The organism is Pseudomonas sp. S3_C06 (assembly GCF_054667675.1).
On the sequence record NZ_CP162747.1, the window covers coordinates 1,938,833 to 1,964,095 of the forward strand.

Here is a 25,263-nt window from a genome sequence, read left to right on the forward strand (position 1 = left end):
CAAATCGAATCGGTTGAAACATCTTGACCGCTGCCGCACACAAAAAAGCCGTGGAAATCACAATTAATTCAGCCTTCCGGCCCGGACGTCCTACACAGCGGTATTTTTTCTTACAAAACATGCGGAATCGGCTTAATTGACCCGGTCCGAGCATTGAGTCACCGTGTTCTGGCGGTATCAATCTTCAATCCAATACACAAGGACGTGCATGTAATGAGCGGATACACCCCCAGTGCTCTTGTCAGTTCGGGAGCTGGAACAGGTAGCAAGCGAACATTCGAAACAACCGGTGGATGCTTCCATGCCAAGTCATGAAGCAAGAATGCCAGTGAGCCCGGTCGGCCCTCTCGTCGAAAGTCGCGCGAATCACAAGTCCGAATTCAAAAACAGCGCCAGAGCTACTGGAGAAGTTGATATGGAACCTCGTGTAACCGAGCTGGAAACCCATCTCAAATATCTACGACGGGACATGGACGAAGTCCGCAGTGATGTCAGAACGATCAAACACCGGCTTGCCTACTCGGCAGGCGCGACAGCAGTAGTTCTGGGACTGCTGGGTTGGGTGGCGAACAGCCGATTCGACCAGCTTGTGACATTGATCAGCAACTGACGAATGAGTCATTGCAGGCGCCGCCAGAGTCAACCGACGCCTGCATTTGCGAGACTGCGATCAGTCCAGCAGGTCACTCAGCGGAATGAAGGCAACTTCGTCTCCCTCGCTCAATGTGCGACCTTCCAGCACTTCGACCAATCCATCTGCCCACGCAGCGCTACGCAATACGCCTGAGCTCTGGTTGCGGTAAACAGTCGCCCGTCCTTGCTCCAGACGACCACGCAGATATTCGCGCCGATTGCCTGCCACCGGCCAGACAAAACCAGCCGGGACAGTGAACTTCAGCGGCTCGACGTCCCGCACACCCTGACGGCGTAACAGGTAAGGCCGAGTGAGCAGCGCGAAGGTCACCAATGTTGACGCCGGATTCCCGGGCAAACCAATGACCGGCACGCCGCGGAAATGCCCAAACGTCAACGGCTTTCCGGGCTTGATCGCCAGCTTCCAGAGGGCCAGCTCACCCTCTTCGCGCAAGGCAATACCCAGAAAATCCGCCTCACCCACCGAGACGCCACCCGTGGAAAGAATCAGATCAACATCCTGCAACTCACCCAGACGGGCACGGGTAGTGGCCAGATCATCCGGGAGAATGCCGGCGTCGACTACCTCACAGCCCAGACGTTGCAACCAACTGCACAGCAACACCCGATTGCTGTTGTATATCTGACCCGGCCCCAGTGCCTGGCCTGGTTCGACCAACTCATCGCCGGTGGAAATCACCGCGACTCTCACCTTGCGCACCACCTTCAGTCCGGCGCAGCCCAACGATGCAGCCAATCCCTGCTCAATCGGACCCAATCGAGTGCCGGCAGGCAGAATCAGCTCACCGACGGTAGTTTCCTGGCCTTGCGGGCGGATGTTCTGCCCGGCTTTCATCGGTTCCAGGAAACGCACCATTGCGTCGGCTTGAACCTCAGCGTTTTCCTGCATTTCTACACAGTCAGCACCCGCCGGCACCGGAGCCCCGGTGAAAATCCGCGCACAAGTGCCGGGCTTCAGCGGTTCGGGGGATTGCCCGGCAAACACTTTCTGACTGACCGGCACCGGTTGGCCATTCCAGTCGGCCAGATTCAACGCATAACCGTCCATGGCGCTGTTAGGCCAGGGTGGCAGATCCAGCGCCGAAATCAGGTCCTCGCTCAGCACCCGCCCCTGAACCTGTGCCAACGGCAAATACTCATGCTCGACAATTGCCGACGTTTCAGCCATTTCGAGCAGACGCGCCAGCGCCACCTCGACCGGCATCAGCGCCCCCGTTTTGCCCGGCTTACCCACGGGATTCACAAGGCGCCGCCTGTTTCAAATGGGTGACGAAATTGCACGGGCGGTGCCGAGCGTCCAGTTGCTCACCAAGGATGCCGTCCCAGCCAGTGCGTACGGCATTGGTCGAACCCGGCAAACAGCAAACCAGCGTGCCATTGGCCAGGCCGGCCAATGCACGGGACTGCACCGTCGAAGTGCCGATATCGGCTACCGAAATCTGCCGGAACAACTCACCAAACCCGTCGACCTGTTTGTCGAGCAGACAGGCGACCGCTTCGGGTGTGCTATCACGGCCAGTGAATCCGGTGCCGCCAGTGATCAGCACTACCTGCACGACATCGTCGGCAATCCAGTTGGCGACTTGCGCGCGAATTTTGTAGAGGTCATCTTTGAGCAAGACCCGCTCTGCCAGATGGTGGCCCGCCGCAGTCAAGCGGTCGACAAAGACCTGACCTGAGGTGTCGGTTTCCAGAGTTCGGGTGTCACTGACTGTCAGCACCGCAATATTGAGCGGCACGAAAGGTACATCAGCCTTGGCTTTCATAGGCTCGTCCAGTTGTAGGAGAAACAGCCCGGTGTTATATCACAGCGCCTCATTTTTTCGCCGCCCCTCTGGAGAGCTGCCATGCCCCTGAATATGCAATTGCCACCCTGCTCCATTCTGCTCCTGGCAGGCGGACGCGGCCAACGCATGGGCGGTCAGGACAAAGGCTTGGTGGAGTGGCTGGGTGAGCCGTTGATTGCACATTTGCAGCGCAAGGTTCGTGCAATGACTGACGACCTGATCATTTCGTGCAACCGCAATCGCGAGCGTTACGCGCCATTCGCCGATCAATTGGTCATCGATGACGAGGGCGATTTCCCAGGGCCATTGGCCGGCATTCGCGCCGGCCTGAAAGCGGCGCGCCACACGCACCTGTTGGTCTTGCCCTGTGATGTCCCGAGAATTGACGCAGCACTGCTGCAAAGCATGCGTGAGACCGCCAATCTGAATCCTGAAAAACCTTTAATGTTGCGCCATGACGAGCACTGGGAACCGTTGCTGTGTGTAATTCCGGTGGCTCTTTTATCGGCCTTCGAAGACGCCTGGAACGCCGGTGAACGCAGCCCCGGCCGGGTCATGCGCGGTCTCGGTGCCACTGCCCTGCAATGCCCGGACAACGATCCGCGACTGGCCAACCTCAACACCCCCGAACTGTTAAATTCCCACAACACTGTGTCAGACTGACACTATTCAAGGAACTCTCACGCCTTGTATACGTCTCAAGCTCAGTAACCAAAAGAATTTCCATTCGGAGACACACCATGACTCAACGGACCCTCGCCACTTTCATGCTCGCACTGGGCCTTGCCACCCTCGCCGGTTGCTCCTCGCCTACAGTGATCACCTTGAATGACGGTCGCGAAATCCAGGCCGTCGACACCCCGAAATACGATGATGATTCGGGCTTCTACGAGTTCAAACAGCTGGACGGCAAAGAAACCCGCATCAACAAGGATCAGGTTCGTACCGTTAAAGAGCTGTAAGCTCTGGTTCGACGCCGGATACAGAAAGCCCGCATTGATTGCGGGCTTTTTTATGGGCGCTCGAAAAGTGAAGTCGGTATTACCACTGCAGCGTAATCCGGCTCTCGAATTCGCGTTCTTCACCGGTCACCGGGTCGATAAACCGCAAACCTTGCGCCAACAACTTCAGCGGATTGGCGTAATCGTCCTCGACGTCTTTCAACACCTGCGGATAAAACGGATCGTTGCAGATGCTCGCGCCCAGCGCAGTCATGTGGACGCGCAGTTGATGTTTCTTGCCGGTCACCGGAAACAATCCATAGCGCCACAGATCGCCATGTTTTTCCCGAACCTCCACCGCCGTTTCGGTATTGCTCGCACCTTCGCCTTCCTGCATGCGGAAAAACGGTTCGCCATCCACCAGACGGCTTTTGTGCACCAAGGGAAAACTCAGATCCGGCAGCGCTGGGGCGATGGCTTCATAGCGTTTGTCGATCTGCCGCGTGGGGAATAGCGACTGATAAGCCGAACGGGTTTGCGGATTGGCCGAGAAAATGACCAGTCCCGCCGTATGCCGGTCGATGCGGTGCAGCGGCACCAGGTGAGGATTGTCCAGACGTCGGATCAAACGCCGCAGTAACGTTTGTTCGACGTACTCACCGGCTGGTGTCACTGGCAGAAAATGTGGTTTGTCAGCCACCACCAGATGCTCGTCCGCATACAGGATCGACTCGACCACCGGGATCGGCTTTTCGTCCGGCACTTCGCGAAAATAATGAATCCGCAGACCTTCCTTGTAAGGCAAGTCCACCGGGATTGGCTGACCTTGGCCATCCAGCACGCGTCCCCGAGCGATGCGGTCCAGCCATTGCTCGCGATCAATAGCGCTGAAATGCTCGCACAGACAATCGAGTACGGTCAGCCATTTACCGGGTGGCAGATAAAGCGTGCTCGCCTGATTCTGCGCAGCAGAGAATGTAGATGTGGACATACGGAAATCAAACCCTCAATACAGGGCGGCATTATCCAGCACTGAGGGAAGTGAACCTAGCATTGAATGCTCAGGCCGGGATCGTTTTGAGCGCTGCAGCTTCAGTGAATTCCTTGAGCCAGCGCAGCACATCGACCGCCTCCCAGCGGCCCGGGTCATACAAGGCGTAGAGCAAACCCTGATAACCGACCACATCCAGTTGCTTGTGATAACCGGCACGCTGAAACAAGGCCTCGATCTCGGCAAAACAGGTGTTGAAATGCAATTTGTTGAAGGGCGTCTTGCCTTCCGTGACCAACCCGTCCAGGCGCAATTCGAGAACCGCCTCGCGCACCACGTCAACCGACATCCGGTTCACGCTGTTCTTCAACTGTTCGACATTGACCACGGTTCATCCCTCTGACGCATTTACTGTATACACATACAGTAACCGAACAGTCCGCAAAATGCCAAGGAATGGATGGCAGCGGCGACCGGCGGGATAAACGAAAAAATGCTGATTAACGCAGAAACGCGACGATGTCATCGGAGCCGAATGGCCACCCCAATTCTGCCCCTGTGTCGACACGACGCAACACCGGAATCCGCAGGCTATAAGCTTCAAACCAGGATTCATCTTCAGCGATATCGACCAGTTCGACCAGCAAACCGCGCTCGACAAACTCCATCAGCACGGCCTCGGCGACTTCACACAAATGGCATCCAAGGGTGCCGAACAGCTGACATTCAGGAGGCATGATTGCTCAACCAGAAAATGAGTGGGCCTATTCTAGGCCGCAGCTGAAAACCCGTCGAGCCACCGCCGCCCAAAGGCTCCAGTCCCCTCGACGAAGATTCACAGGCAAAACCCTGACGCAAATCAGTCCGCAGAAAAACCATTTACGCGATCCTCCCGGTCTTTTTGCCTCTACGCTTGAAAAGCCTGAATCTGACATCGGAGTGTCCAGTGTTTGCCAATCTGTTGATCATCCTCGCCTCGTCCCTCGTGGTGATTGCCCTGTTCCGTCGCCTGCGCTTGCCGCCGGTGCTGGGCTATCTGTGCGTCGGACTGCTGGTCGGGCCGAGTGCTTTCGACTGGGTCAACGAAAGCGAACACCTGCCTGATGTCGCCGAACTGGGCGTGGTGTTTCTGTTGTTTTCACTGGGACTGGAGTTCTCCCTGTCGAAGATGATCGCCTTGCGCCAGGTGGTGTTCCGTCTCGGTAGTCAGCAGGTGCTGATCAGTACCGCGCTGCTCGGTTTGTTACTGATGCTGCTGGGCATGCCGACGACACCGGCACTGCTGCTCGGCGCCGGGCTTTCGCTGTCATCAACGGCGATTGTGACCAAAGAGCTGGGCAGCCTCGGCGAGGTGTTCAGCAGCCATGGGCAGAATGCCGTTGGCGTTCTGCTGTTTCAGGACGTGGTCGCGGTATTGCTGCTGACGTTGGTGCCAGTGTTCGCCGGCAGCAGCGAGCAAGCCTGGTATTGGGCGCTGCCACTGACGCTGGCGAAAACCGTGGTGCTGTTTGTCGGTCTGCTGCTGGCCAGCCGCTGGTTACTGCCGAGGCTGTTTCATGAAGTGGCCGCGTCACGCTCGGCAGAGTTGTTCGTACTGCTGGCGCTGGTGATTGTGCTGTTGACCGCGTGGCTGACTCACCTGCTGGGCCTGTCCCCTGCCCTCGGTGCATTTCTGGCCGGAATGCTGCTCGGTGAAAGCCACTATCGGCACCAGATCGAGGCGGACATCCGACCGTTTCGCGACATCCTGCTCGGGGTGTTTTTCGTCAGCATCGGCATGCTCATCGACCTGCAACTGTTCGTCAGTCACAGCCTGCTGATCCTCGGGCTCACCGTCGGTTTGATGGTGATCAAAGGCATCGTCGTGGCCTTGCTGGTGAAGTGGCGCGGCAGTGACAGCGAAACGGCGTGGCGCAGCGGTCTGGCGTTGGCTCAGGGTGGCGAGTTCTGCTTCGCACTGATGGCGCAGATGCAGCAAAACAGCATGATGCCCAAAGCACTGGGCGACCTGCTGCTCGCCGCAACGTTTTGCTCGATGCTGCTGACGCCGCTGTTACTGCGCGCAGCGCCACGCATCGCGGCAGTGCTGCACCGCAAACCCAATCAAGAGGCACAGATCGAAGAGATCAGCGCACTCAACGCCGACCTCAACCAGCACGTGGTGATTTGTGGTTACGGCCGCGTCGGCCAATCCATCGGGCGTTTCATGCGCAATGCCAAGCAGCCTTACATCGCGCTGGACAATGACCCGGTCCGGGTCCAGGAAGCCGCCAGCGGAGAAAGCGACGTGCATTACGGCGACTCGTCGCGCGGCGAGCTGCTGACTGCGGTTGGCCTGCTACGCGCCAGATTGCTGGTGGTTGCCGTGGATCAGAGTGACATTGCCCTGCGCATCCTCAAGGAAGCGCGCCGGCTCAACGCCCACGTGCCGATTCTGGTGCGCACCCGCGACGACAGCCAATGGGCCGAATTGAAAGCTGCCGGCGCCACCGAAGTGGTGCCGGAGCTGTTGGAATCGAGCCTGATGCTCGCCTCCCACGCCTTGATCATGCTTGGCTTGCCGGCGCACCAGGTGCAGGAAAAAGTCGATCAGGTACGCATCGACCGCTATCGCCTGCTCCACGGTTTTTATCCGGGTAGCGACGATGCCGAAACCTAGTCCTGACTCACCGCGCCGATCTTGTGCAGCGACAGATCGGCGCCGTAATACTCTTGTTCCTGACTCAGGCGCAGCCCGTGCAGCGCCTTGATCACGCCGTATACGACGAAGCCACCGATCAGCGCCACCGCGACGCCGAGCGCAGTGCCGATCAACTGACTGATCAGGCTGACGCCGCCAATTCCGCCGAGTGCGGTCTGGCCGAAAATCCCGCAGGCAATCCCGCCCCACACGCCGCACAAACCGTGCAGTGGCCATACACCCAGGACATCATCGATACGCCATTTCACCTGCGCAGCGGTAAAGCACCAGACAAACAGCGCTCCAGCGATCGCGCCGGTCACCAGCGCACCGACCGGATGCATCAGATCGGAGCCGGCACAGATCGCCACCAGTCCGGCCAACGGCCCATTGTGCAGAAAGCCCGGGTCATTGCGCCCGACAAGCAGTGCTGCCATCGTGCCGCCGACCATCGCCATCAACGAATTGACCGCCACCAGACCGCTGACCCCTTGCAGCGTTTGCGCGCTCATCACGTTGAAGCCGAACCAGCCGACAATCAGAATCCACGACCCCAGCGCCAGAAAGGGAATGCTCGACGGTGCGAACGCCACCAGGCGACCGTCGCGGTAACGTCCATTGCGTGGCCCCAGCAACAGCACCGCCGCCAGCGCCAGCCAGCCGCCCATGGCGTGCACCACGACGGAACCGGCGAAATCATGAAAAGCGGCACCAAATTGCGCTGTCAGCCACGCTTGCAGACCGTAGTTGCCGTTCCAGATCATGCCTTCGAAAAACGGGTAGATGAACGCGACAATCAAGGCCGTGGCGCACAACTGCGGCACGAAACGCGCGCGCTCGGCGATGCCGCCGGAAATGATCGCCGGGATCGCAGCGGCAAACGTCAGCAGGAAGAAAAACTTCACCAGTCCATAACCGTGATCGGCACTCAGCACCGCCGCCGGTTGCATGAAGGTCACGCCATAGGAGATCCAATAGCCTATAAAGAAATAGGCCAGGGTCGAGACGGCGAAGTCACTGAGAATTTTCGACAGCGCATTGACCTGGTTTTTCTGACGGACCGTGCCGACTTCCAGAAAGGCGAAACCGGCATGCATTGCCAGCACCATCACCGCACCGATCAGAATGAACAAGGTATTGGAGCTGTGAACCAGGGTGTCCACAGCGCTTTGCAGATTTTCCATAAGCAGGCAGACCTAAAGGCGAAAAAGGCACCAAAGCGGTTCATGCGCACATTTCATGCACCAAGTTGCGACCACGCAGTCACGGATCCGCAGATGCGGCGAACTGCTTTGGCGCACGAGGTCGATGTCCTGACACGAACCGGGCTTGTTTGAGATAAGGTTTCTCGAGGCGCACGCCCGGCAACAGCGCACAACGGCCAGGCGACGCACCACGACACAGCAAAAGTTGTACCAGTCATTTGTACTGAACCTTCGCGCAAGGCTCATACTCGAACGCTTCAGACGTCACTTACGGAGATCCACCCATGGCCAGCATCAAGGCAAAGACTGCTCAAGAAATCCTCATGAACGACTTCCAGACTTTGGTCGCCGACACCGAACGCTTGCTCGAGCACACCGCCACCCTGGCCGGCGATCAGGCCGATGAGCTGCGCGAGCAGATCCACGACAGCCTGCTGCGCGCCCGCGAAACCCTGAAACTGACCGAAGAAACCCTGCGCGACCGCGGTCAGGCGGCGGTAACCGCCACCGAGGATTACGTGTCGGCCAACCCTTGGCAGTCCGTCGGCATTGCTGCCGGTGTCGGCTTCCTGATCGGCCTGCTGGCTACTCGGCGCTGATTATGTCGATCGGTGAATCCGGCCCGACTGCGGGCACCGCCTCTTCCACACGACGCCTGGGCGCCGCCGTTCTGGGTCTGTTGCACAGCCACGTCGAATTGTTCGGCATCGAATTGCAGGAGCAGAAATCCCGTACCGTCAGCCTGTTGCTGTTCGCCGGCCTGGCCCTGGTTTTTGCTCTGTTGTTGCTGGTGGGTTTATCGACATTGGTGATGATCGTGTTCTGGGACACTTACCGCTTGGCCGCGATCATTGGCCTGTGCGTTTTCTATACCCTGGCCTCGATCTTCTGCGGGCTGCGCCTCAAGGCGGCGATCTTCGATGAGTCCTCACCTTTCCACGGCACGCTCGAAGAGCTGGCCAACGACCGGGAGCGCCTGCTGCCATGAGCCTGCCTGAACTGCCACACAACAGCTCGCGTCGGGAAATGCGCAAGGCGTTGATCCGCCTGCGCATGGAAATGCATCGCCAGGAAATCCGCCATGAAGCCGGGCAAGTGCTGCAGCCTCTGCATCGCATGCGCGGCATGTCGCAAAACCTGCAAGGTGGCTTCGGCATCAAACACGCGCCGTTGTGGGGCGTGGCTGCCATTACGCTGCTGGGCTTTATCACCGGCAAAGGCGCGAAAAGCGGCGGCGTTGGCGGATTGACTCGCTTGGTCCGACTCGGCACCAGTCTTGGGCCGCTGATCAAACTGGTGATGCAGAGCTCGGCAAAACGCTAAGCAGATACATCTGGCTACATTCTTGCAGTAGCGGCGGGATGAACCTCTTTATCCGGAGGTTCAATCCCGTACGCCTATCCGGTCGACGGGGTTCAACCAGAACAAGAACGACTAAGGAGGCCCCGTGATCGACGGGCAACCGCTCGCCTGCTTTCAGCCTTTCATCGATACCGCCACGGGACGTATTGCCGGCGTCGAAGCCCTGGGGCGCCTGCGCCAGGCTGACGGTCAATTGAATTCGGTCGGGCCATTGTTCGCCGACCCGCGCACACCCGCCATAGCCCTGCGGCGCCTCGACCGGCAAATCCGCGATAACGCCTTGAGCCGCTTGCACGAAGCGCCGGCAGACTGGTTTCTCAGTCTGAACATGTCGCCGCGCTGGATCAGTCGCCTGCGCGCCGATCAAGCCTTGCCCAGCCTCAAGCAATTGGCACGCTACAACATCGATCCGCAACGTATTGTTTTCGAAATCACCGAACTGGGTGGCAATGGTCAACGCCTGGCAGAAGTCGTCGCGCGTTACCGCGAGGCAGGCGCAAGAATCGCCATTGACGACTTTGGCGCCGGCTACTCGCAACTGGATCGGGTGCTGGCGCTGCAACCGGACATTCTCAAACTCGATATGCGCCTGTTCCAGGCCGCAGCCCTGGGCGGGCCGAGCAGCGACGTGGTCAAGGCTCTCGCGCAGATGGCCGAAAAGACCGGCTGCTGGATCATCGCCGAAGGCGTCGAGACCGAAGCGCAATTGAATTTCGCCCTGGAATGCGGTTCGCGCTACGTGCAGGGATTCCTGTTCGCGCGGGCGCAGGAGGCGTTCTTCCCCACCGATGCGTTCGTGCAGCGCTTCGCCGAGCTGCGCCAGCGTTATGTTCGGCAAAAACTCGCGGAACGCGGTCGGCTGATGCAAATGCGTCAGCAACTCGCTGAGCTGATGTCGATCCTGCAAGCCTGGGCTCAGGCACATGCTCCCTTGAGCGCATTGCCACAACTGGACGCCTTCCCCTGGTTGCTGCGCTTTTATCAATGCGATCGTCACGGCACGCAACTCACCCCCAACCTCGAATGGCGGCAGCACGGCTGGGTCGCCGACAATCGGTATCTGGGGCACAACTGGTCGTGGCGTCCGTACTTCTATCATTTGCTCGCCGAAGGTTGGGAGGAGCGGCGTTTGACGCTCTCTAATACGTACCGCGACGCCACCAGCAATCAGTACTGCCTGACGGCCGGACAGTTTTTCGACAATGGCGAGCGTTTGCTGCTGATCGACATCGACGCCGCAGGACTGTAGTTCCGCTTGCAGGGCCGGGCGTGAACCGGGAAGCTAGGGGCCAACGCCCCCAGTCACCTGACGGAGAGAATCAGCCTTGGATTGGCAAACCCTGCTCAACCGCGAACGTCTCGGCAAGCCGCTGCACAGCCCGCAAGAACTTGGCCGCAGCCCTTTCCACAAAGACCATGACCGCATCATTTTCTCCGGCGCCTTCCGCCGCCTCGGGCGCAAGACCCAGGTGCATCCGGTCACCAGCAACGACCACATTCACACGCGCCTGACCCACTCGCTGGAAGTCAGTTGCGTTGGTCGTTCGCTGGGCATGCGGGTGGGCGAAACCCTGCGCAGCGCCCTGCCCGAATGGTGCGACCCGGCCGACCTCGGCATGGTGGTGCAGTCGGCGTGTCTGGCCCACGACATTGGCAATCCGCCGTTCGGCCATTCCGGTGAAGATGCCATCCGCCACTGGTTCCAGCAGGCGGCCGGCCGTGGCTGGCTCGACGGCATGAGCGAAGCCGAGCGCGCTGACTTTCTCAATTTCGAAGGCAATGCCCAAGGCTTTCGCGTACTGACTCAGCTCGAATACCACCAGTTCGACGGCGGCACGCGGCTGACCTACGCCACCCTCGGCACCTACCTGAAGTACCCGTGGACCGCGCGCCACGCCGACTCTCTGGGCTACAAGAAACACAAATTCGGCTGCTATCAGAGCGAGCTGCCGCTGCTTGAGCAGATCGCCCACAAACTGGGCCTGCCGCAAATCGAGGATCAACGCTGGGCGCGCCACCCGCTGGTGTACCTGATGGAAGCCGCCGATGACATCTGCTACGCGCTGATCGACCTCGAAGACGGCCTCGAAATGGAGCTGCTGGACTATGCCGAAGTCGAATCGCTGCTGCTCGGGCTGGTGGGCGATGATCTGCCGGAAACCTATCGTCAGCTCGGCCCGCAGGATTCACGTCGACGCAAACTGGCGATTCTGCGCGGCAAGGCCATCGAGCATTTGACCAACGCCGCCGCGCGAGCCTTTGTCGAGCAACAGGACGCACTCCTTGCCGGCACGCTGCACGGCGATCTGGTCGAACACATGCACGGTCCGGCCAAGCGTTGCGTGTTGAATGCCAAGGACATCGCCCGCAAGAAAATCTTTCAGGACAAACGCAAAACCCTGCATGAGATCGGCGCCTATACCACGCTGGAGATCCTGCTCAACTCGTTCTGCGGCGCGGCGCTGGAACAACACAACGGTCGCACGCCGTCGTTCAAGAGCCGGCGCATTCTCGATCTGCTGGGCAGTAACGCACCGGATCCGCAAGGTTCGTTACACACCTCGTTTCTGCGCATGATCGACTTCATTGCCGGCATGACCGACAGCTACGCCAGTGACATGGCGCTGGAAATGACCGGTCGCTCCAGTCACTGATCCATTGCACGCGGGCGGCTACTGATATTGGCCGCCCGCAGGCATCGCACTCACTGCCGCCAACCAATGATTCAGCAACTTTAAACAGCTATAAAAAACCATTTACAGCCAGCACTTGCAAATCATTCAAGTCAAACTATAAGCCTGTTCAAATCCTGCACTTCCTTACGTCAAACCTAGTTTGACCGTAGTCTGTTTCCTTATTAGTTGTAGGAATAATCCGATAACGTGGCTAGAGCCATGTCACTTCATGCGAGCGTTCATTCATCTGAGCTAAGGTGCGCGCTTTATTCGTGCTTGCATGGGATTTGATTATGAACTCCGTTTTTATTGTCGACGATCATCCGGTCATCCGTCTCGCCGTTCGAATGCTGCTGGAGCATGAAGGTTACAAGGTCGTCGGTGAAACCGATAACGGGGTCGATGCCATGCAAATGGTGCGCGAATGCATGCCCGATCTGGTCATTCTCGATGTGAGCATCCCCAAGCTGGACGGCCTGGAAGTGCTGGCCCGCTTCAATGCCATGGGCTCTCCGCTGAAAATCCTGATTCTGACGGCACAGTGTCCGACCCTCTTCGGCATTCGCTGCATGCAATCCGGCGCGTCGGGTTATGTGTGTAAACAGGAAGACTTGAGCGAACTGGTCAGTGCGATCAAAGCGGTACTTTCCGGTTACAACTATTTCCCCAGTCAGGCATTGAATCCGGTTCGCAGTGATGACATTCGTTTTGCCGAACTGGAACTGTTCAAATCCGTCAACGACCGCGAATTGATGGTGTTGCAACTGTTTGCCCAAGGTCGCACTAACAAGGAAATAGCCAAGGGCATGTTCCTGAGTAACAAGACTGTCAGCACCTACAAAAAACGCCTGATGCAAAAACTCAAAGCCAAATCCCTTGTAGAACTTATCGAGATGGCCAAACGAAACGCACTCGTGTGAGAGCCCGCATGCCCAGCCGTTTAAAGGACTATTTAATGGCGTTGAGTGCAGGTCTTTGCCTGAGCACCAACGTATTCGCCATGCCCGGCACGTCACCGGACTATGCCCTGCTGAGCCGGTCGGCGAACGAACCGGTGCAGGTCACGCTCGAACAGTCCCAACGGCAATGGCTGCTTGCACGTAGCGAACTGGTTCTGGGCACCTCCGCGCCCGACTATCCGCCTTTTGACATGACGGTCAGTGGCAAGGACTACGAAGGCCTGACGGCCGACTACGCCGGACTCCTCGGCCAGGCCACCGGTTTGCCGATCAGGGTGCAGCGCTTTCCCTCTCGGGGTGCGGCCATTCGCGCATTGGTCGACGGCCAGGTCGATCTGCTCGGTACCGCGAACGGCTTCGAAGCGAGCAACGCCAACCTTGCGTTATCGACCCCCTACGCTGTTGACCAACCTGTGCTGGTCACCCGCGAAGACGAAACCCGCTCTCTCACTGAAGGCCTGGCCGGCTTGCGGCTGAGCATGGTCTATCACTATTTGCCGCTGCCCGAAGTCAAGGCGCTGTACCCCAAAGCACTCATCACCTGCTACCCCTCCTACCAGAATGCGATCAATGCCGTAGCGTTCGATCAGGCCGATGTGTTTCTCGGCGATACGCTCTCCACGCACTACATGATCAACAAGGGCTACCTGAACAACGTGCGCATGGCCAACTTCGGCAAACAGGAAGCCCAGGGATTCAGCTTCGCCGTACGCCGCAACAACCCGCAACTGCTGGCCATCGTCGACAGCGTGCTCAAGGCCGTGCCGGCCAGTGAGCGTGACAACATCGCCAAACGCTGGAGCGCCGGCAGCGATCTGCTGCTCACCGACCAGAAACTGCAACTGACCCAGCGCGAAGAAGCGTGGCTCAAGCAGCATCCAGTTGTCAGTGTGGTGGTGAACGAAGCGTTCGCGCCCCTGACATTCTTTGACAACGACGGCAATTTTCGCGGCATCAGTGCCGACCTGCTCGAACTGGTCCGCCTGCGTACCGGCCTGCGTTTCGAGATCCGTCGCAGCCGCAACGACGCGGAAATGATCCAGCAGATAGACCGTCATCAAGCTGATCTGATCGCAGCGCTTCTGCCATCAACGGAGCGCGAAAAAACCCTCAACTTCAGTCGCCCCTACCTGGAAAACTCCTACGTTCTGCTGACCCGCAAAAGCGCCGATGGCCCGACCAATCTGGGCCAGCTGAAAGGCAAACAACTGGCGATTGCCCAAGGCAATCCGATGGTCGAATACCTGCGCCGAGAGTACCCGCGCATCCAGTTGATCGAAACGGCGGATACCTTCAGTGCAGTCTCGCTGCTCGCTGAAGGCCGCGTCGAAGGCGCTGTGAACTCGCTGGTCATTGCCAACTACTTCATTTCCTCGCGGATCTTTAATCAGGCGCTGCAGATCACCACCACCATCGGCACCGGTCAGGCGGCCTTTTCACTGGCGACCGCACGGGACAATACGGAACTGACCTCGATCATCAACAAGGCATTGCTGAGCATCGCACCCGATGAACTGGGCGTGATCAATGGCCGCTGGCGCGGTTATTCCACGGCGTCTCAAAACATCTGGCACAACTACCAGCGCCTGTTTTATCAAGTGATTTTCGGCGCCTGCCTGCTATTGCTGTTGCTCCTGGCCTGGAATGCCTACATGCGCCACCAGATCAAACAACGCCAGGCCGCCGAGCGTGCGCTGAACGACCAGTTCGAATTCATGCGTTCACTGGTCGATGGCACGCCGCACCCGATTTATGTTCGTGATCGCCAGGGGCTGCTGCAAAGTTGCAACGAAAGCTACCTCGAAGCTTTCAATGCCAGGCGTGAAGACGTCATTGGCAAAAGCGTCATCGAGGGCACCCTGAGCAACGCGTTCGAAGCCCAGGCCTTTCAGGCCGATTACCAGCGCGTCGTTGCCGAGGGCACGCCGATGGTCGTCGACCGACCTCTGCACATCGGTAACCGGCGCCTGACCATCTATCACTGGATCCTGCCGTACCGCGACTCCAGCGGCGACGTGAAAGGCATCATCGGTGGCTGGATCGACATCAGCGAACGCCGTCAGTTGTTCGAGGAACTACGCACGGCCAAAGAACGGGCGGATGAGGCCAACCGGGCGAAAAGCACGTTTCTGGCGACCATGAGTCATGAAATCCGCACGCCGATGAATGCCGTGATCGGCATGCTCGAGCTGACGCTCAGACGCATGGATCAACAACATCCGGATCGCTCGTCAATCGACACGGCCTATCATTCGGCCAAGGATCTGCTGGGGTTGATCGGTGACATTCTCGATATCGCGCGGATCGAATCCGGACGCCTGAGTCTTTGCCCGGAACGGGTCAATCTGGTCGACACCGTGACGTCAGTGGCGAGAATCTTCGACGGTCTCGCGCGGCAGAAGAATCTCTCCCTGCAAGTCATCTTCAATCCGCCGGATCTGGCCGTCGATGTGTATCTGGACCCTCTGCGTTTCAAACAGGTGCTGTCGAATCTGGTCAGCAATGCGATCAAATTCACCGAACAAGGCCATGTGCGCATTACCCTCGATCTCATGAACACCGATGCGCCCGCCCGCGCCTTGCTGCAACTGACCGTGCAGGACAGCGGTGTCGGTATCAGTGCAGAGGATCAGCAACGCTTGTTCGAACCGTTTGCCCAGACCGAAAACAGCAGTCAACAAGGCAGAAGCGGTGCCGGCCTGGGGCTGGTGATCAGTCGCAACCTGTGCGAAATGATGGGCGGACAACTGCAATTGAGCAGTCAGCCGGGCATCGGTACCCAGGTCTGCCTCTCACTGGCTCTGGAAACACTGCCGATACAGGTGAATACGATCAAAAGTGAACCTGCGATCAAGACATCCTGCTCCCCCCTGCGTGTGCTGGTGGTGGATGACCACCCGGCCAATCGCTTGCTGATGTGTCAGCAACTGGAGTTTCTCGGCCATCACTTCAGCATTGCCGAGAATGGCTGCAGTGGCCTGGAACTGTGGACGGCTGGCCATTTCGATCTGGTGATTGTCGACTGCAACATGCCCTTGATGAATGGTTATGAACTGACTCGCGCCATTCGTCAGCATGAACTGCAGACACGCAGCCCGCCGTGCACCGTGCTGGGCTTCACGGCCAATGCGCAACCTGAGGAAATCCAGCGTTGCAAACAGGCCGGCATGGACGACTGTCTGTTCAAGCCCCTGAGCCTGAGCCTGCTCAGCCAGTGGGTCGATGGCATCACGCCGACGTCGACGGCACCGGCTTTCAATCTGCAAAACATGAATATGCTCACCGGTGGTAATCCGGCGCAGGCTCGCCGGCTGTTGGCCGAATTACTTAAAAGCAGCCGCCTCGACCGCCAGGAATTGCTCGCGCTGTCGCCCGAACATGATCGCGGCGCACTGGCCGTGGTCGCGCACAAGATCAAGGGTGCCGCGCGCATTGCTCAGGCCACGCGCGTGATCGAATGTTGCGATGCCCTCGAGCAGGCCTGCGCCGAGGCACAGGCGACAACCGAGATCGCCCGCCATTGCGAAGCGAGCAACCGCGCGATGCTCGAACTGGAGCAGGCCCTTCAGCAACAACTGACGTTGTCGGATCGAGGCACAATGAGCGTGCCTTAACTATGCTTGGCGCTGAGCAGTGAGTTAACCATCATGGAGAGCCAGAAATGCCCAGCCCACTGCGCCCGGAGCAACGCCGGTTCCCGCTGCACGTGCACATCAGCGTCATGTTCACATTCCTGCTGCTGCTCACCGGGGTCGTGCTGGGATTGTTCAATTACCGCCAGACCACGCAGATCATCCTTTCAAGCAGCGAGAAGCTGTTCGAAAGGATCGAACAGGACGTGCGCCTCGACATGTCCGCCACCTATCAGCCGATCCGGCATCTGCTGAGCCTGCTGGCGGACAACCCCGCCGCTCAGGCCGAGCGCCTTGAACAACGCTTGCCTTTGCTCAGGCCGTTCAGCCAGTCGCTCACCGACAACCCGAATCTGGCCTCGCTGTATCTGGGTTATGCCAACGGCGACTTTTTCATGGTGCGCCCGCTGCGCAGCGCCGCGCTGAAAACACTGCTCAAGGCCCCTGAAGCAGCGGCATATCAGGTTTGGAGCATCGAGCATGACGCGCAGGGCGCCATGCACTCACAGTCACTGTTTTTCGATCAGGCACTGATGCCGATCAGCCGTCAGGACAATCCCGAAGACCGCTACGACCCGCGCAGCCGTGCGTGGTTCACCGATGCCCGCCAGCAAAACGAACAGATCACCACCGAACCTTACGTGTTTTTCTCCACGCACAATGTCGGCACCACGCTGGCCCGACGCAGCGGTGAGCATGCCGTGATCGGCGCTGACCTGACGCTGGTCGCATTGTCTGCCGCCCTGAGCAAACATGTCGTCACTGCGTCCACCGAAATTGCTTTGTTCGATGCTGACGGCAACGCGGTGGCCTATCCCGACAGCCAGCGGCTGATCGTCGATGGCAACACCGCACATCTGGCAAAAGCCGCAGACCTGAGTCCGAGCCTGCACGCGCTGTTGTCCGGCGCGCATTCCGGCAATCGCCTGCTGGCGGACGGCCGGCAATGGATCGTCGCGCGCAGCAGCATTCAGGAGGGCGGCCCGAAAGGTTTGCAACTGGCGCTACTGGTACCGGAAGACGAACTTTTGGTCGATGCCTACCGCTTGCGCTGGCAAGGTGCGCTGATCACCCTGGCGACCTTACTGCTGTGCCTGCCCCTGGGCTGGGTGATTTCGCGGATTCTGGTCAAGCCGTTGCACGCGCTGGTCAAGGAAGCCGACGCCATCCGCAGTTTCGATTTCAATTTTCCGTTGGCACGTCGCTCGCCCGTGCTTGAAGTCGACCAATTGAGCGTGTCGATGGCACGGATGAAAGACACCCTGGCGAGTTTTTTCCGCATTACCGACACCCTTGGCGCCGAAACCCGCTTCGCCCCCCTGCTGCAACGGGTGCTGTTCGAAACGGTGCAGATTGCTCAGGCGCAGGCGGGGCTGATCTATCTGCGTGAAAGCGATAGCAGTCGCATGGAGCCTTACGGACTGGTCATCGACGGCACGCCCCGGACGCTGGAGGCGTTCGACATTGAGGGCCATGATCTGCAACACAACCAGGGCCCGACGTGGTTCGAGCAATTGATCAACGCCAACAATGTGGTGAGCAACTTCGGCGTCGATCAGGCCGGCGATCTGCAGAAAGTCCTGCTGGCGATGCAATCGCCACGCGTTCATCTGATCGGCCTCCGCCTGCACAATCGCCACGACGAAACCATCGGTCTGCTGATCCTGCTGGTGAACGACAGCGGCACGGCAGTCGATCTGGAAAAACTGCGCCCCGACCGCATCGCGTTCCTCCAGGCCGTGTCCGGCGCGGCGGCGGTGAGTATCGAGAGCCAGCGTCTGCAAGCCCGCCAGAAGCAGTTGCTCGACGCCTTCATTCAATTGCTCGCCGGCGCCATCGACGCGAAGAGCCCTTATACCGGCGGACATTGTCAGCGCGTGCCAGAGCTGACGCTGATGCTTGCTCAGGCAGCGGCAGCCAGTCAGGCGCCAGCCTTCAGCGCCTATCAACCCAGCGAAGACGAGTGGGAAGCCTTGCACATTGCCGCGTGGCTGCACGATTGCGGCAAGGTCACGACGCCCGAATACGTGGTCGACAAGGCGACCAAACTGGAAACCATCAACGACCGTATTCACGAGATCCGCACCCGCTTCGAAGTACTCAAGCGTGATGCCTGGATCAGCTATTGGCAGGCGCGGGCCCTGGGCGGTGATGAGACAGCATTGGCCGAACTGCGCGATGCGACACTGACGGCGCTCGACGACGACTTCGCGTTTGTCGCGCGCTGCAACCTGGGCAGTGAGGCCATGGCCGAAGCGGATCTGCAACGCCTTGATGATCTGGCTCGACGCACCTGGATGCGTACCCTCGATGACCGTCTGGGTGTGTCCTGGGAAGAGAACCGGCGTCAGTCGCGCACGCCGGCGCCGAGCTTGCCGGTCAGTGAACAGCTATTGGCAGACAAACCCGAACACTTGCTCGAACGCGACCCGAACGAGTTGATTCCCGAAGACAATCCGTGGGGCTTCAAACTGGAGGTGCCGCGCTACAAATACAATCGCGGCGAGCTGTACAACCTGAGTATCAGCCGTGGCACCCTGACCCGCGAAGAGCGTTACGTGATCAATCACCACATGGTCCAGACCATCATGATGCTCAGTCACCTGCCCTTCCCCGGCCACCTCGACAGCATTGCCGAAATCGCCGGCGGTCATCATGAAAAAATGGACGGCACCGGTTATCCGAAACGCCTGAAACGCGAAGAAATGAGTCTGCCGGCACGGATGATGGCGATCGCCGATATCTTTGAAGCGCTGACAGCGGCTGACCGCCCGTACAAGAAAGCCAAAACCTTGAGTGAAGCATTGGCGATCATGGCCACCATGTGCCGTGAAGCGCACATCGATGCCCAGCTGTTTGGATTGTTCATCAGCGAAGGTGTGTACATGCAGTACGCCGTGCGCTTTCTCGATCCAGCGCAGATCGACGCCGTGGATCCGGCCAGCCTGTTGCACAAGGCTGGCCTCAGCGCATGATCAGCAGTCGGTCAGACGCAGGAAAATCGCCGCCAGTTGTTCGATACCGGCCTGATCCTGCGCGCCGAAACGCGCCAGTTTCGGGCTGTCGAGGTCGAGCACCCCGATCAGGCGTCCGTCCTTGACCAACGGCACGACCAGCTCACTGTTCGAAGCGCTGTCGCAGGCGATATGCCCGGGGAACGCATGCACGTCTTCAACGCGCTGGGTTTGCCGACTGGCTGCCGCCGCGCCACACACACCACGACCGAAGGGAATGCGCACGCAAGCGATCTGGCCCTGGAACGGGCCCAGCACCAGCTCTTCGTTGCGGTTGAGGTAAAAACCCGCCCAGTTCAAGTCATCGAGCTGGTTGTACAGGAACGCCGAAAACTGCGCGGCGTTGGCAATGAAGTCGCGCTCATCCGCCAGCAGCGATTCCAGTTGCGCGGCCAACATGCCATAGCCTTCGAGGCCCTGGCCGCTTTGTTGCAAATCAATCATGCCTTGTGCTCCAACAATTTCAGTCCCACCCAGTAACGGGCGAATTGGTACGCGCAACGTCCGTTGCGATTACCGCGGCCGGTGGCCCAACGCACGGCGAGGATGTCCAGTTCTTCGTCGCGCTGCCAGCTCAGGCCGGCCTTGGCGGCCAACTGGCCAATCCAGTGCTCGACGACGTTAAGGAAGTGTTCTTGGGTAAACGGGTAGAACGACAGCCACAGACCGAAACGGTCCGACAGGGCGATCTTGTCTTCAACGGCTTCGCTGGGGTGCAGTTCGCCGTCGACGCGTTTCCAGTTTTCGTTGTCGCTTTCCTTCTCCGGCACCAGATGGCGGCGGTTGGAGGTGGCGTACAGCAAAACGTTGTCCGGCGCCTGTTCAAGCGAGCCGTCGAGCACGCTTTTGAGAACGCGGTAATCGCCTTCACCGGACTCGAACGACAAGTCATCGCAAAACAGCACGAAACGTTGTGGCAGCTTGCCGATCTGCTCGACCACCCGTGGCAGATCCGCCAGATGATCGCGCTCGATCTCGATCAGGCGCAGGCCCGCGGCGGCGTGTTCCGCCAGCAAGGCCCGCACCAGCGAAGACTTGCCGGTACCGCGCGAGCCCCAGAGCAGCGCATGGTTGGCCGGCATGCCATCGAGAAATTGCTGGGTATTGCGCCCCAGTTGCTCCAGTTGACGGTCGACACCGATCAGGTCGGACAGGCGCATGTCGAGGCTGACTTCCAGTGGCAGCAGGTAGCCGCTGCGTCCGTCGCGCTGCCAGCGCGCAGCCAGACAAGTACCCCAGTCGATCACCGGCCGAGGTGCCGGCAACAACGGTTCGATCCGCGCCAGAACCGACTCGGCGCGTTCAAGAAAAGCATTCAATCGGGAATCCACGTCTTCTCCTCGGGCACGTTCACAGTGATGATGACGATCCAGCGACGACACACAGATCAGAATTCACCTACCAAGCCTTGTTACAAGGCGATTCGGGAACCTCGGTATCCATACATGATCGACTATGCTTGAGCAGCGAAGGGAAACGGAAGTGGTTCAACACCCCATGGATATCAAATTCACCCACCGGCTGTCTTACAAGCAAGCCAGGCTTACCGTGCTGGTCGGGTTCATTCTGGGCACGCTGCTCAGCCTGCTGCAAATCGGCATCGATTATGCCAGTGAAGACGCCTCTATCAACCGTGAAATCCTGTCTTTACTGGAAATCAGCCATAACCCGGCGTCACGGATCGCCTACAACATTGACGCCGAGCTGGCGCAGGAACTGACCCTGGGGCTGTTGCGCTCGCCGGCGATCATTTCTGCGCAACTGATCGACAACAACAGCACGGTGCTGGCCAGCGTAAAACGCCCGGAACTGCAAAGCGGTTATCGGGTGATCAGCGACTTCCTGTTTGGTGCCAAGCGCCAGTTCGAGGATCGTCTGTATCTGGATCATCTGCCCAATGAATCGCTGGGCGTCTTGAGCCTTGAAGTCGATACCTACGCCTTTGGCAGCCGTTTCCTGCGTCGGGCCGAGATCACCTTGCTCAATGGCTTCGCCCGCAGCCTGATTCTGACCGGCCTCCTGCTGGCGCTGTTCTACGTGATGCTGACCAAACCGCTGGTGCGGGTGATCCGCGAGCTCAGTGGACGCGACCCGCGCAGTGCCGAACCGACCACGCTGGAATGTCCGTCCGGCCATGCCAACGATGAAATCGGCGTGCTGGTCAAAGTCGCCAATCAGCAATTCGAGAACATTGCCACCGAGATCCAGCAGCGGCGCAACGCCGAAAACCGCCTGACGGACTATCTCGGACAACTGGAAAACATCGTCTCGGCGCGCACCGCCGAACTCAAGGCGATCAATACGCGGCTCAGCCAGTCCAATCAGGAACTCGAAGTCGCTCGCAGCACCGCCCTGGAAATGGCCGAGGCCCGCTCGGCCTTCCTCGCCAACATGAGCCATGAGATCCGCACGCCGCTCAACGGCCTGCTGGGGATGATCGCGCTGTCACTCGACGGGCCGTTGAATGCCGAGCAGCAGCAACAGCTGTCGATCGCCCACGATTCGGGCAAGGTGCTGGTCGAGTTGCTCAACGATATTCTCGACCTGTCGAAATTCGATGCCGGGCAACTGGAGCTCGAGCACATCCCGTTCGACCTCGGCTCATTGATCGAAGACACCGCCAATCTGCTCTCGCAGAATGCCGCGCCGAGCGTCGAGCTGACCTGCCTGATCGACCCTCACTTCCCGGCCTTGGTATTGGGCGATCCGACCCGGGTTCGGCAGATCGTCAGCAACCTGCTGTCCAACGCACTGAAATTCACCCGGTTCGGCCGGGTGGATGTGCGCTTGTCGACCTCCAGGGATGGCGTGCGCATCGAGGTCTGCGACACCGGCATCGGTATCGCCCAGGACGCGCAGCTGAAAATCTTCCAGCCGTTCACCCAGGCGGGCGCCGGGATCACCCGTCAGTATGGCGGCACAGGGCTGGGACTGGCGCTGACCTACAACCTCTGCGAGGCCATGCAGGGCCGCCTGACCATCAGCTCCGAGACCGGTTTCGGCAGTCAGTTCTGTGCCGAGTTGCCACTGCCCTGCCATACGCGCGCACTGGCACCGGCGCCGCTGCACGGCAAGATACTCGCCATCACCGCAGCGAGCAGTGGTCTGGCGGAGCTGTTGCAGAGTCTGCTACCGGTCTGGGGACTTGCGTATGAACAGCGCACCATTGATGACTCGCTGCTGGGCCTGACCCCGGATGTGGTGATCACCGATTGCCCGGAGTGCCTGTTCGGCCTGCGCCCGACGCTCGGTGCGCCGATTTTGCTGGTGACCGCCTACGGCAGTTTCCTGCCGAGCGAAGAAGCGGCCGCGCTCGCACCACTGCAACAACAGGCGCGACCGTTGGCGCGCAATGCGCTCTACCAGAACCTGCGGCGCACCCTGCAACCGGACGTGGTTGCAATCAACGATGCTCAGCTCGAAACCTCTCCCTCGGTGCGCCGCGGGCGGGTGTTGCTGGTGGAGGACAACCCGGTCAATCAACTGGTGGCCAAAGGCATGCTCGGCAAACTGGGCTGCGAGGTCATCGTCGCCGCCCATGGCGCCGAAGCGCTGGATCAACTGGAGTATCACGAATTCGATCTGGTGCTGATGGACTGCAACATGCCCGTGATGGATGGCTACGAAGCCAGCCGGCAGATCCGTCAGAGCGGGCGCTGGCCGCACCTGCCCATCGTCGCTCTGACCGCCAACGCGATGTCCGAAGAACGCGAACGCTGCCGCGCGGCAGGCATGAGCGACTATCTGGCCAAGCCGTTCCGCCGAGAAGAACTGGCGGCACTGCTCGACCAGTGGATCCCGACTACGACAGCGCTTTGATCTGCCCCAGCAAGTGATCGAGACCGTTGCGCAGGTCATTGAGGCGGTCCAGATCCACCCCGCTGTCGCACAGCAGTCGGGCCTTGAGCGGCCCGACCTGCTCGCGCAAGGCTTGCCCGGCGGGCGTCAGGCTCAGATGGACTTCCCGTTCGTCGCGCGTCGAACGCTGGCGCTGCACCCATTGCAACTGCTCCAGGCGCTTGAGCAACGGCGTCAGCGTGCCCGAGTCCAGCGCCAGACGCTCGCCCAAGGCCTTGACGGTCGGTTGCTCCGGCGCGGCGTCCTGCCATTCCCACAACACCAGCATCGCCAGATATTGCGGGTAGGTCAGACCCAGCTGATCGAGCATCGGCTTGTAGGCCCGAATCACCGCCCGGGACGCCGCGTACAACTTGAAGCACAACTGGCTGTCGAGCTTCAGCGAATCGACCGGCAGGCTGTTCATTTGAGCAGGGCTTCGATCTCGCGGCTCAGGTCCTGCGGCTTGGTCGCCGGGGCGAAGCGCTTGACCAGTTGGCCGTCCTTGCCGATGAGAAACTTGGTGAAGTTCCACTTGATGCCTTGGGAACCCAGTACGCCCGGCGCCCGTTTCTTCAACTGTACGAACAATGGATGAGCGCCGGCGCCGTTGACTTCGATCTTCTTGAACAGCGGGAAGCTGACACCGAAGTTCAACTCGCAGAATTCGCTGATCGCACCCTCGTTGCCCGGCTCCTGCTTGCCGAACTGATTGCAGGGGAAGCCCAAGACCACCAGGCCCTGATCCTTGTAGGTCTGCCACAGTTCTTCGAGGCCTTTGTATTGCGGGGTGAAGCCGCACTTGCTCGCGGTGTTGACCACCAGAACCGCTTTGCCGGCGAAATCAGCCAGGGTCTTTTGCTCACCTTTGATCGTGGTGCACGGGATGTTCAGCAGGTTGTCGCTCATGGCACTGGGCTCCGCAGACAGTCAGGAAAGGCAAAACATAGCGAGCAATTAAATTGTGTGCAATTTAATTATCGAATAACAAGGCGACCCGAAGGTCGCCTTCAATCGTTTATGCGCGCGGTTCGAGATTCAGACACACCGAGTTGATGCAATAACGCAGGCCTGTCGGCGGCGGGCCGTCGGGAAACACATGACCCAGATGCGCATCGCAGCGCGCGCACTTCACTTCCGTGCGGATCATGCCGTGCGTGGTATCACGGATTTCAGTCATCGCGCTTTCGCCGATCGGCGCGTAGAAGCTCGGCCAGCCGCAACCGGAATCGAATTTGGTCTTGGAGTCGAACAGCGCTTCGTTGCAGCAAACGCAGTGGTAGACACCGTCGGTCTTGGTGTCGTTGTATTTGCCGGAGAACGGGCGCTCGGTCGCACTGAGGCGGCAAACCTCGTACTGCTGCGGATCGAGCATGGCTTTCCATTCTTCCAGGGTTTTTTCCAACTTTTCCATCATCACACCTCAGCGGCTGAAAAAGCCCGATCTGTACCTTTTCCACGGATCGGGCGGCACGTATGATTGCGCCTCGTCACGCACCAGTCTGGCAGCCAGACCGGGCGCATTC

The 25,263-nt window shown here is 59.4% G+C and carries 24 protein-coding genes; 13 read left to right on the forward strand and 11 right to left on the reverse strand.

Annotated elements, in window-relative coordinates:
- The first annotated feature begins 301 nt into the window (after window positions 1–301).
- Window positions 302–610, forward strand: a complete 309-nt coding sequence (locus AB4N44_RS08350; protein ID WP_174245074.1) for a hypothetical protein — start codon at window positions 302–304, stop codon at window positions 608–610.
- A gap of 60 nt (window positions 611–670) precedes the next feature.
- Here the strand turns inward: AB4N44_RS08350 and AB4N44_RS08355 are convergent, their stop codons facing one another.
- Window positions 671–1,897 (reverse strand): molybdopterin molybdotransferase MoeA, encoded by a 1,227-nt coding sequence (locus AB4N44_RS08355; RefSeq protein WP_127929216.1) that lies wholly within the window; start codon window positions 1,895–1,897, stop codon window positions 671–673.
- Complete coding sequence (gene moaB, locus AB4N44_RS08360; protein ID WP_064120226.1) at window positions 1,881–2,420, reverse strand: molybdenum cofactor biosynthesis protein B; 540 nt, start codon at window positions 2,418–2,420, stop codon at window positions 1,881–1,883. The genes AB4N44_RS08355 and moaB overlap by 17 nt, the downstream gene beginning before the upstream one ends.
- Window positions 2,421–2,501: 81 nt before the next feature.
- Here moaB and mobA point away from each other — a divergent pair, with 81 nt between their 5' ends.
- Together mobA and AB4N44_RS08370 are read left to right on the forward strand one after the other, a co-directional pair.
- Window positions 2,502–3,104 (forward strand): molybdenum cofactor guanylyltransferase MobA, encoded by a 603-nt coding sequence (mobA, locus tag AB4N44_RS08365; RefSeq protein ID WP_460109324.1) that lies wholly within the window; start codon window positions 2,502–2,504, stop codon window positions 3,102–3,104.
- Window positions 3,105–3,181: 77 nt separating this feature from the next.
- Window positions 3,182–3,403: a YgdI/YgdR family lipoprotein gene (locus AB4N44_RS08370; protein WP_007908660.1), complete on the forward strand. Its 222-nt coding sequence runs from the start codon at window positions 3,182–3,184 to the stop codon at window positions 3,401–3,403.
- A gap of 79 nt (window positions 3,404–3,482) precedes the next feature.
- Here the strand turns inward: AB4N44_RS08370 and AB4N44_RS08375 are convergent, their stop codons facing one another.
- The 3 genes from AB4N44_RS08375 to AB4N44_RS08385 form a co-directional block, all read right to left on the reverse strand.
- On the reverse strand, window positions 3,483–4,373 hold the full coding sequence (locus tag AB4N44_RS08375; protein ID WP_460109322.1) for a pseudouridine synthase: 891 nt from the start codon (window positions 4,371–4,373) through the stop codon (window positions 3,483–3,485).
- A 70-nt stretch (window positions 4,374–4,443) separates the two neighbouring features.
- Window positions 4,444–4,761: a transcriptional regulator gene (locus AB4N44_RS08380; RefSeq protein ID WP_123466484.1), complete on the reverse strand. Its 318-nt coding sequence runs from the start codon at window positions 4,759–4,761 to the stop codon at window positions 4,444–4,446.
- A gap of 112 nt (window positions 4,762–4,873) precedes the next feature.
- A complete protein-coding gene (locus AB4N44_RS08385) occupies window positions 4,874–5,110 on the reverse strand; it encodes a glutaredoxin family protein (protein ID WP_127929219.1) in 237 nt (78 codons plus the stop codon).
- A 209-nt stretch (window positions 5,111–5,319) separates the two neighbouring features.
- Here AB4N44_RS08385 and AB4N44_RS08390 point away from each other — a divergent pair, with 209 nt between their 5' ends.
- Window positions 5,320–7,032 carry a cation:proton antiporter gene (locus AB4N44_RS08390; RefSeq protein WP_150750720.1) on the forward strand — a complete coding sequence of 571 codons (1,713 nt, stop codon included), beginning with the start codon at window positions 5,320–5,322 and terminating at the stop codon, window positions 7,030–7,032.
- On the opposite strand, the gene AB4N44_RS08395 is transcribed toward AB4N44_RS08390, so the two are convergent.
- Window positions 7,029–8,237, reverse strand: coding sequence for an ammonium transporter (locus tag AB4N44_RS08395; RefSeq protein WP_016985472.1), 1,209 nt, complete (start codon window positions 8,235–8,237; stop codon window positions 7,029–7,031). The two genes, AB4N44_RS08390 and AB4N44_RS08395, sit on opposite strands and share 4 nt — an antisense overlap.
- 305 nt (window positions 8,238–8,542) lie before the next feature.
- Between AB4N44_RS08395 and AB4N44_RS08400 the strand changes: the two genes are divergently transcribed.
- From AB4N44_RS08400 to AB4N44_RS08435, 8 genes are all read left to right on the forward strand, one after another.
- A complete protein-coding gene (locus AB4N44_RS08400; protein WP_007908653.1) occupies window positions 8,543–8,857 on the forward strand; it encodes an ElaB/YgaM/YqjD family protein in 315 nt (104 codons plus the stop codon).
- A 2-nt stretch (window positions 8,858–8,859) separates the two neighbouring features.
- Entirely contained in the window at window positions 8,860–9,246 is a 387-nt protein-coding gene (locus tag AB4N44_RS08405) for a phage holin family protein (RefSeq protein ID WP_016985474.1), read from the forward strand.
- Complete coding sequence (locus AB4N44_RS08410) at window positions 9,243–9,581, forward strand: hypothetical protein (protein WP_150776328.1); 339 nt, start codon at window positions 9,243–9,245, stop codon at window positions 9,579–9,581. The genes AB4N44_RS08405 and AB4N44_RS08410 overlap by 4 nt, the downstream gene beginning before the upstream one ends.
- Before the next feature lie 124 nt (window positions 9,582–9,705).
- The gene (locus AB4N44_RS08415) at window positions 9,706–10,869 is read left to right on the forward strand and encodes an EAL domain-containing protein (protein WP_150750718.1); all 1,164 of its coding nucleotides are present in this window, start codon (window positions 9,706–9,708) and stop codon (window positions 10,867–10,869) included.
- Window positions 10,870–10,945: 76 nt separating this feature from the next.
- On the forward strand, window positions 10,946–12,274 hold the full coding sequence (locus tag AB4N44_RS08420) for a deoxyguanosinetriphosphate triphosphohydrolase (RefSeq protein WP_127929223.1): 1,329 nt from the start codon (window positions 10,946–10,948) through the stop codon (window positions 12,272–12,274).
- Between the two features lie 314 nt (window positions 12,275–12,588).
- Window positions 12,589–13,215, forward strand: coding sequence for a response regulator transcription factor (locus AB4N44_RS08425; RefSeq protein ID WP_007908640.1), 627 nt, complete (start codon window positions 12,589–12,591; stop codon window positions 13,213–13,215).
- Window positions 13,216–13,223: 8 nt separating this feature from the next.
- Window positions 13,224–16,868, forward strand: coding sequence for a transporter substrate-binding domain-containing protein (locus AB4N44_RS08430; RefSeq protein ID WP_460109315.1), 3,645 nt, complete (start codon window positions 13,224–13,226; stop codon window positions 16,866–16,868).
- Between the two features lie 47 nt (window positions 16,869–16,915).
- On the forward strand, window positions 16,916–19,861 hold the full coding sequence (locus AB4N44_RS08435) for an HD domain-containing phosphohydrolase (protein ID WP_460109312.1): 2,946 nt from the start codon (window positions 16,916–16,918) through the stop codon (window positions 19,859–19,861).
- On the opposite strand, the gene AB4N44_RS08440 is transcribed toward AB4N44_RS08435, so the two are convergent.
- Together AB4N44_RS08440 and AB4N44_RS08445 are read right to left on the reverse strand one after the other, a co-directional pair.
- Window positions 19,862–20,344, reverse strand: coding sequence for a GAF domain-containing protein (locus AB4N44_RS08440; RefSeq protein ID WP_127929226.1), 483 nt, complete (start codon window positions 20,342–20,344; stop codon window positions 19,862–19,864).
- Window positions 20,341–21,231, reverse strand: a complete 891-nt coding sequence (locus AB4N44_RS08445) for an ATP-binding protein (protein ID WP_007908631.1) — start codon at window positions 21,229–21,231, stop codon at window positions 20,341–20,343. Before AB4N44_RS08445 ends, AB4N44_RS08440 begins: the two co-directional genes overlap by 4 nt.
- Before the next feature lie 166 nt (window positions 21,232–21,397).
- Between AB4N44_RS08445 and AB4N44_RS08450 the strand changes: the two genes are divergently transcribed.
- Window positions 21,398–23,719 carry a hybrid sensor histidine kinase/response regulator gene (locus AB4N44_RS08450; protein WP_127929227.1) on the forward strand — a complete coding sequence of 774 codons (2,322 nt, stop codon included), beginning with the start codon at window positions 21,398–21,400 and terminating at the stop codon, window positions 23,717–23,719.
- Here the strand turns inward: AB4N44_RS08450 and AB4N44_RS08455 are convergent.
- The 3 genes from AB4N44_RS08455 to msrB form a co-directional block, all read right to left on the reverse strand.
- The gene (locus AB4N44_RS08455) at window positions 23,703–24,164 is read right to left on the reverse strand and encodes a MarR family winged helix-turn-helix transcriptional regulator (RefSeq protein ID WP_127929228.1); all 462 of its coding nucleotides are present in this window, start codon (window positions 24,162–24,164) and stop codon (window positions 23,703–23,705) included. The genes AB4N44_RS08450 and AB4N44_RS08455 overlap by 17 nt on opposite strands.
- The gene (locus AB4N44_RS08460) at window positions 24,161–24,646 is read right to left on the reverse strand and encodes a glutathione peroxidase (protein WP_034155230.1); all 486 of its coding nucleotides are present in this window, start codon (window positions 24,644–24,646) and stop codon (window positions 24,161–24,163) included. Before AB4N44_RS08460 ends, AB4N44_RS08455 begins: the two co-directional genes overlap by 4 nt.
- Before the next feature lie 109 nt (window positions 24,647–24,755).
- Window positions 24,756–25,151, reverse strand: a complete 396-nt coding sequence (gene msrB, locus AB4N44_RS08465; protein ID WP_150750715.1) for a peptide-methionine (R)-S-oxide reductase MsrB — start codon at window positions 25,149–25,151, stop codon at window positions 24,756–24,758.
- Window positions 25,152–25,263: the final 112 nt, after the last annotated feature.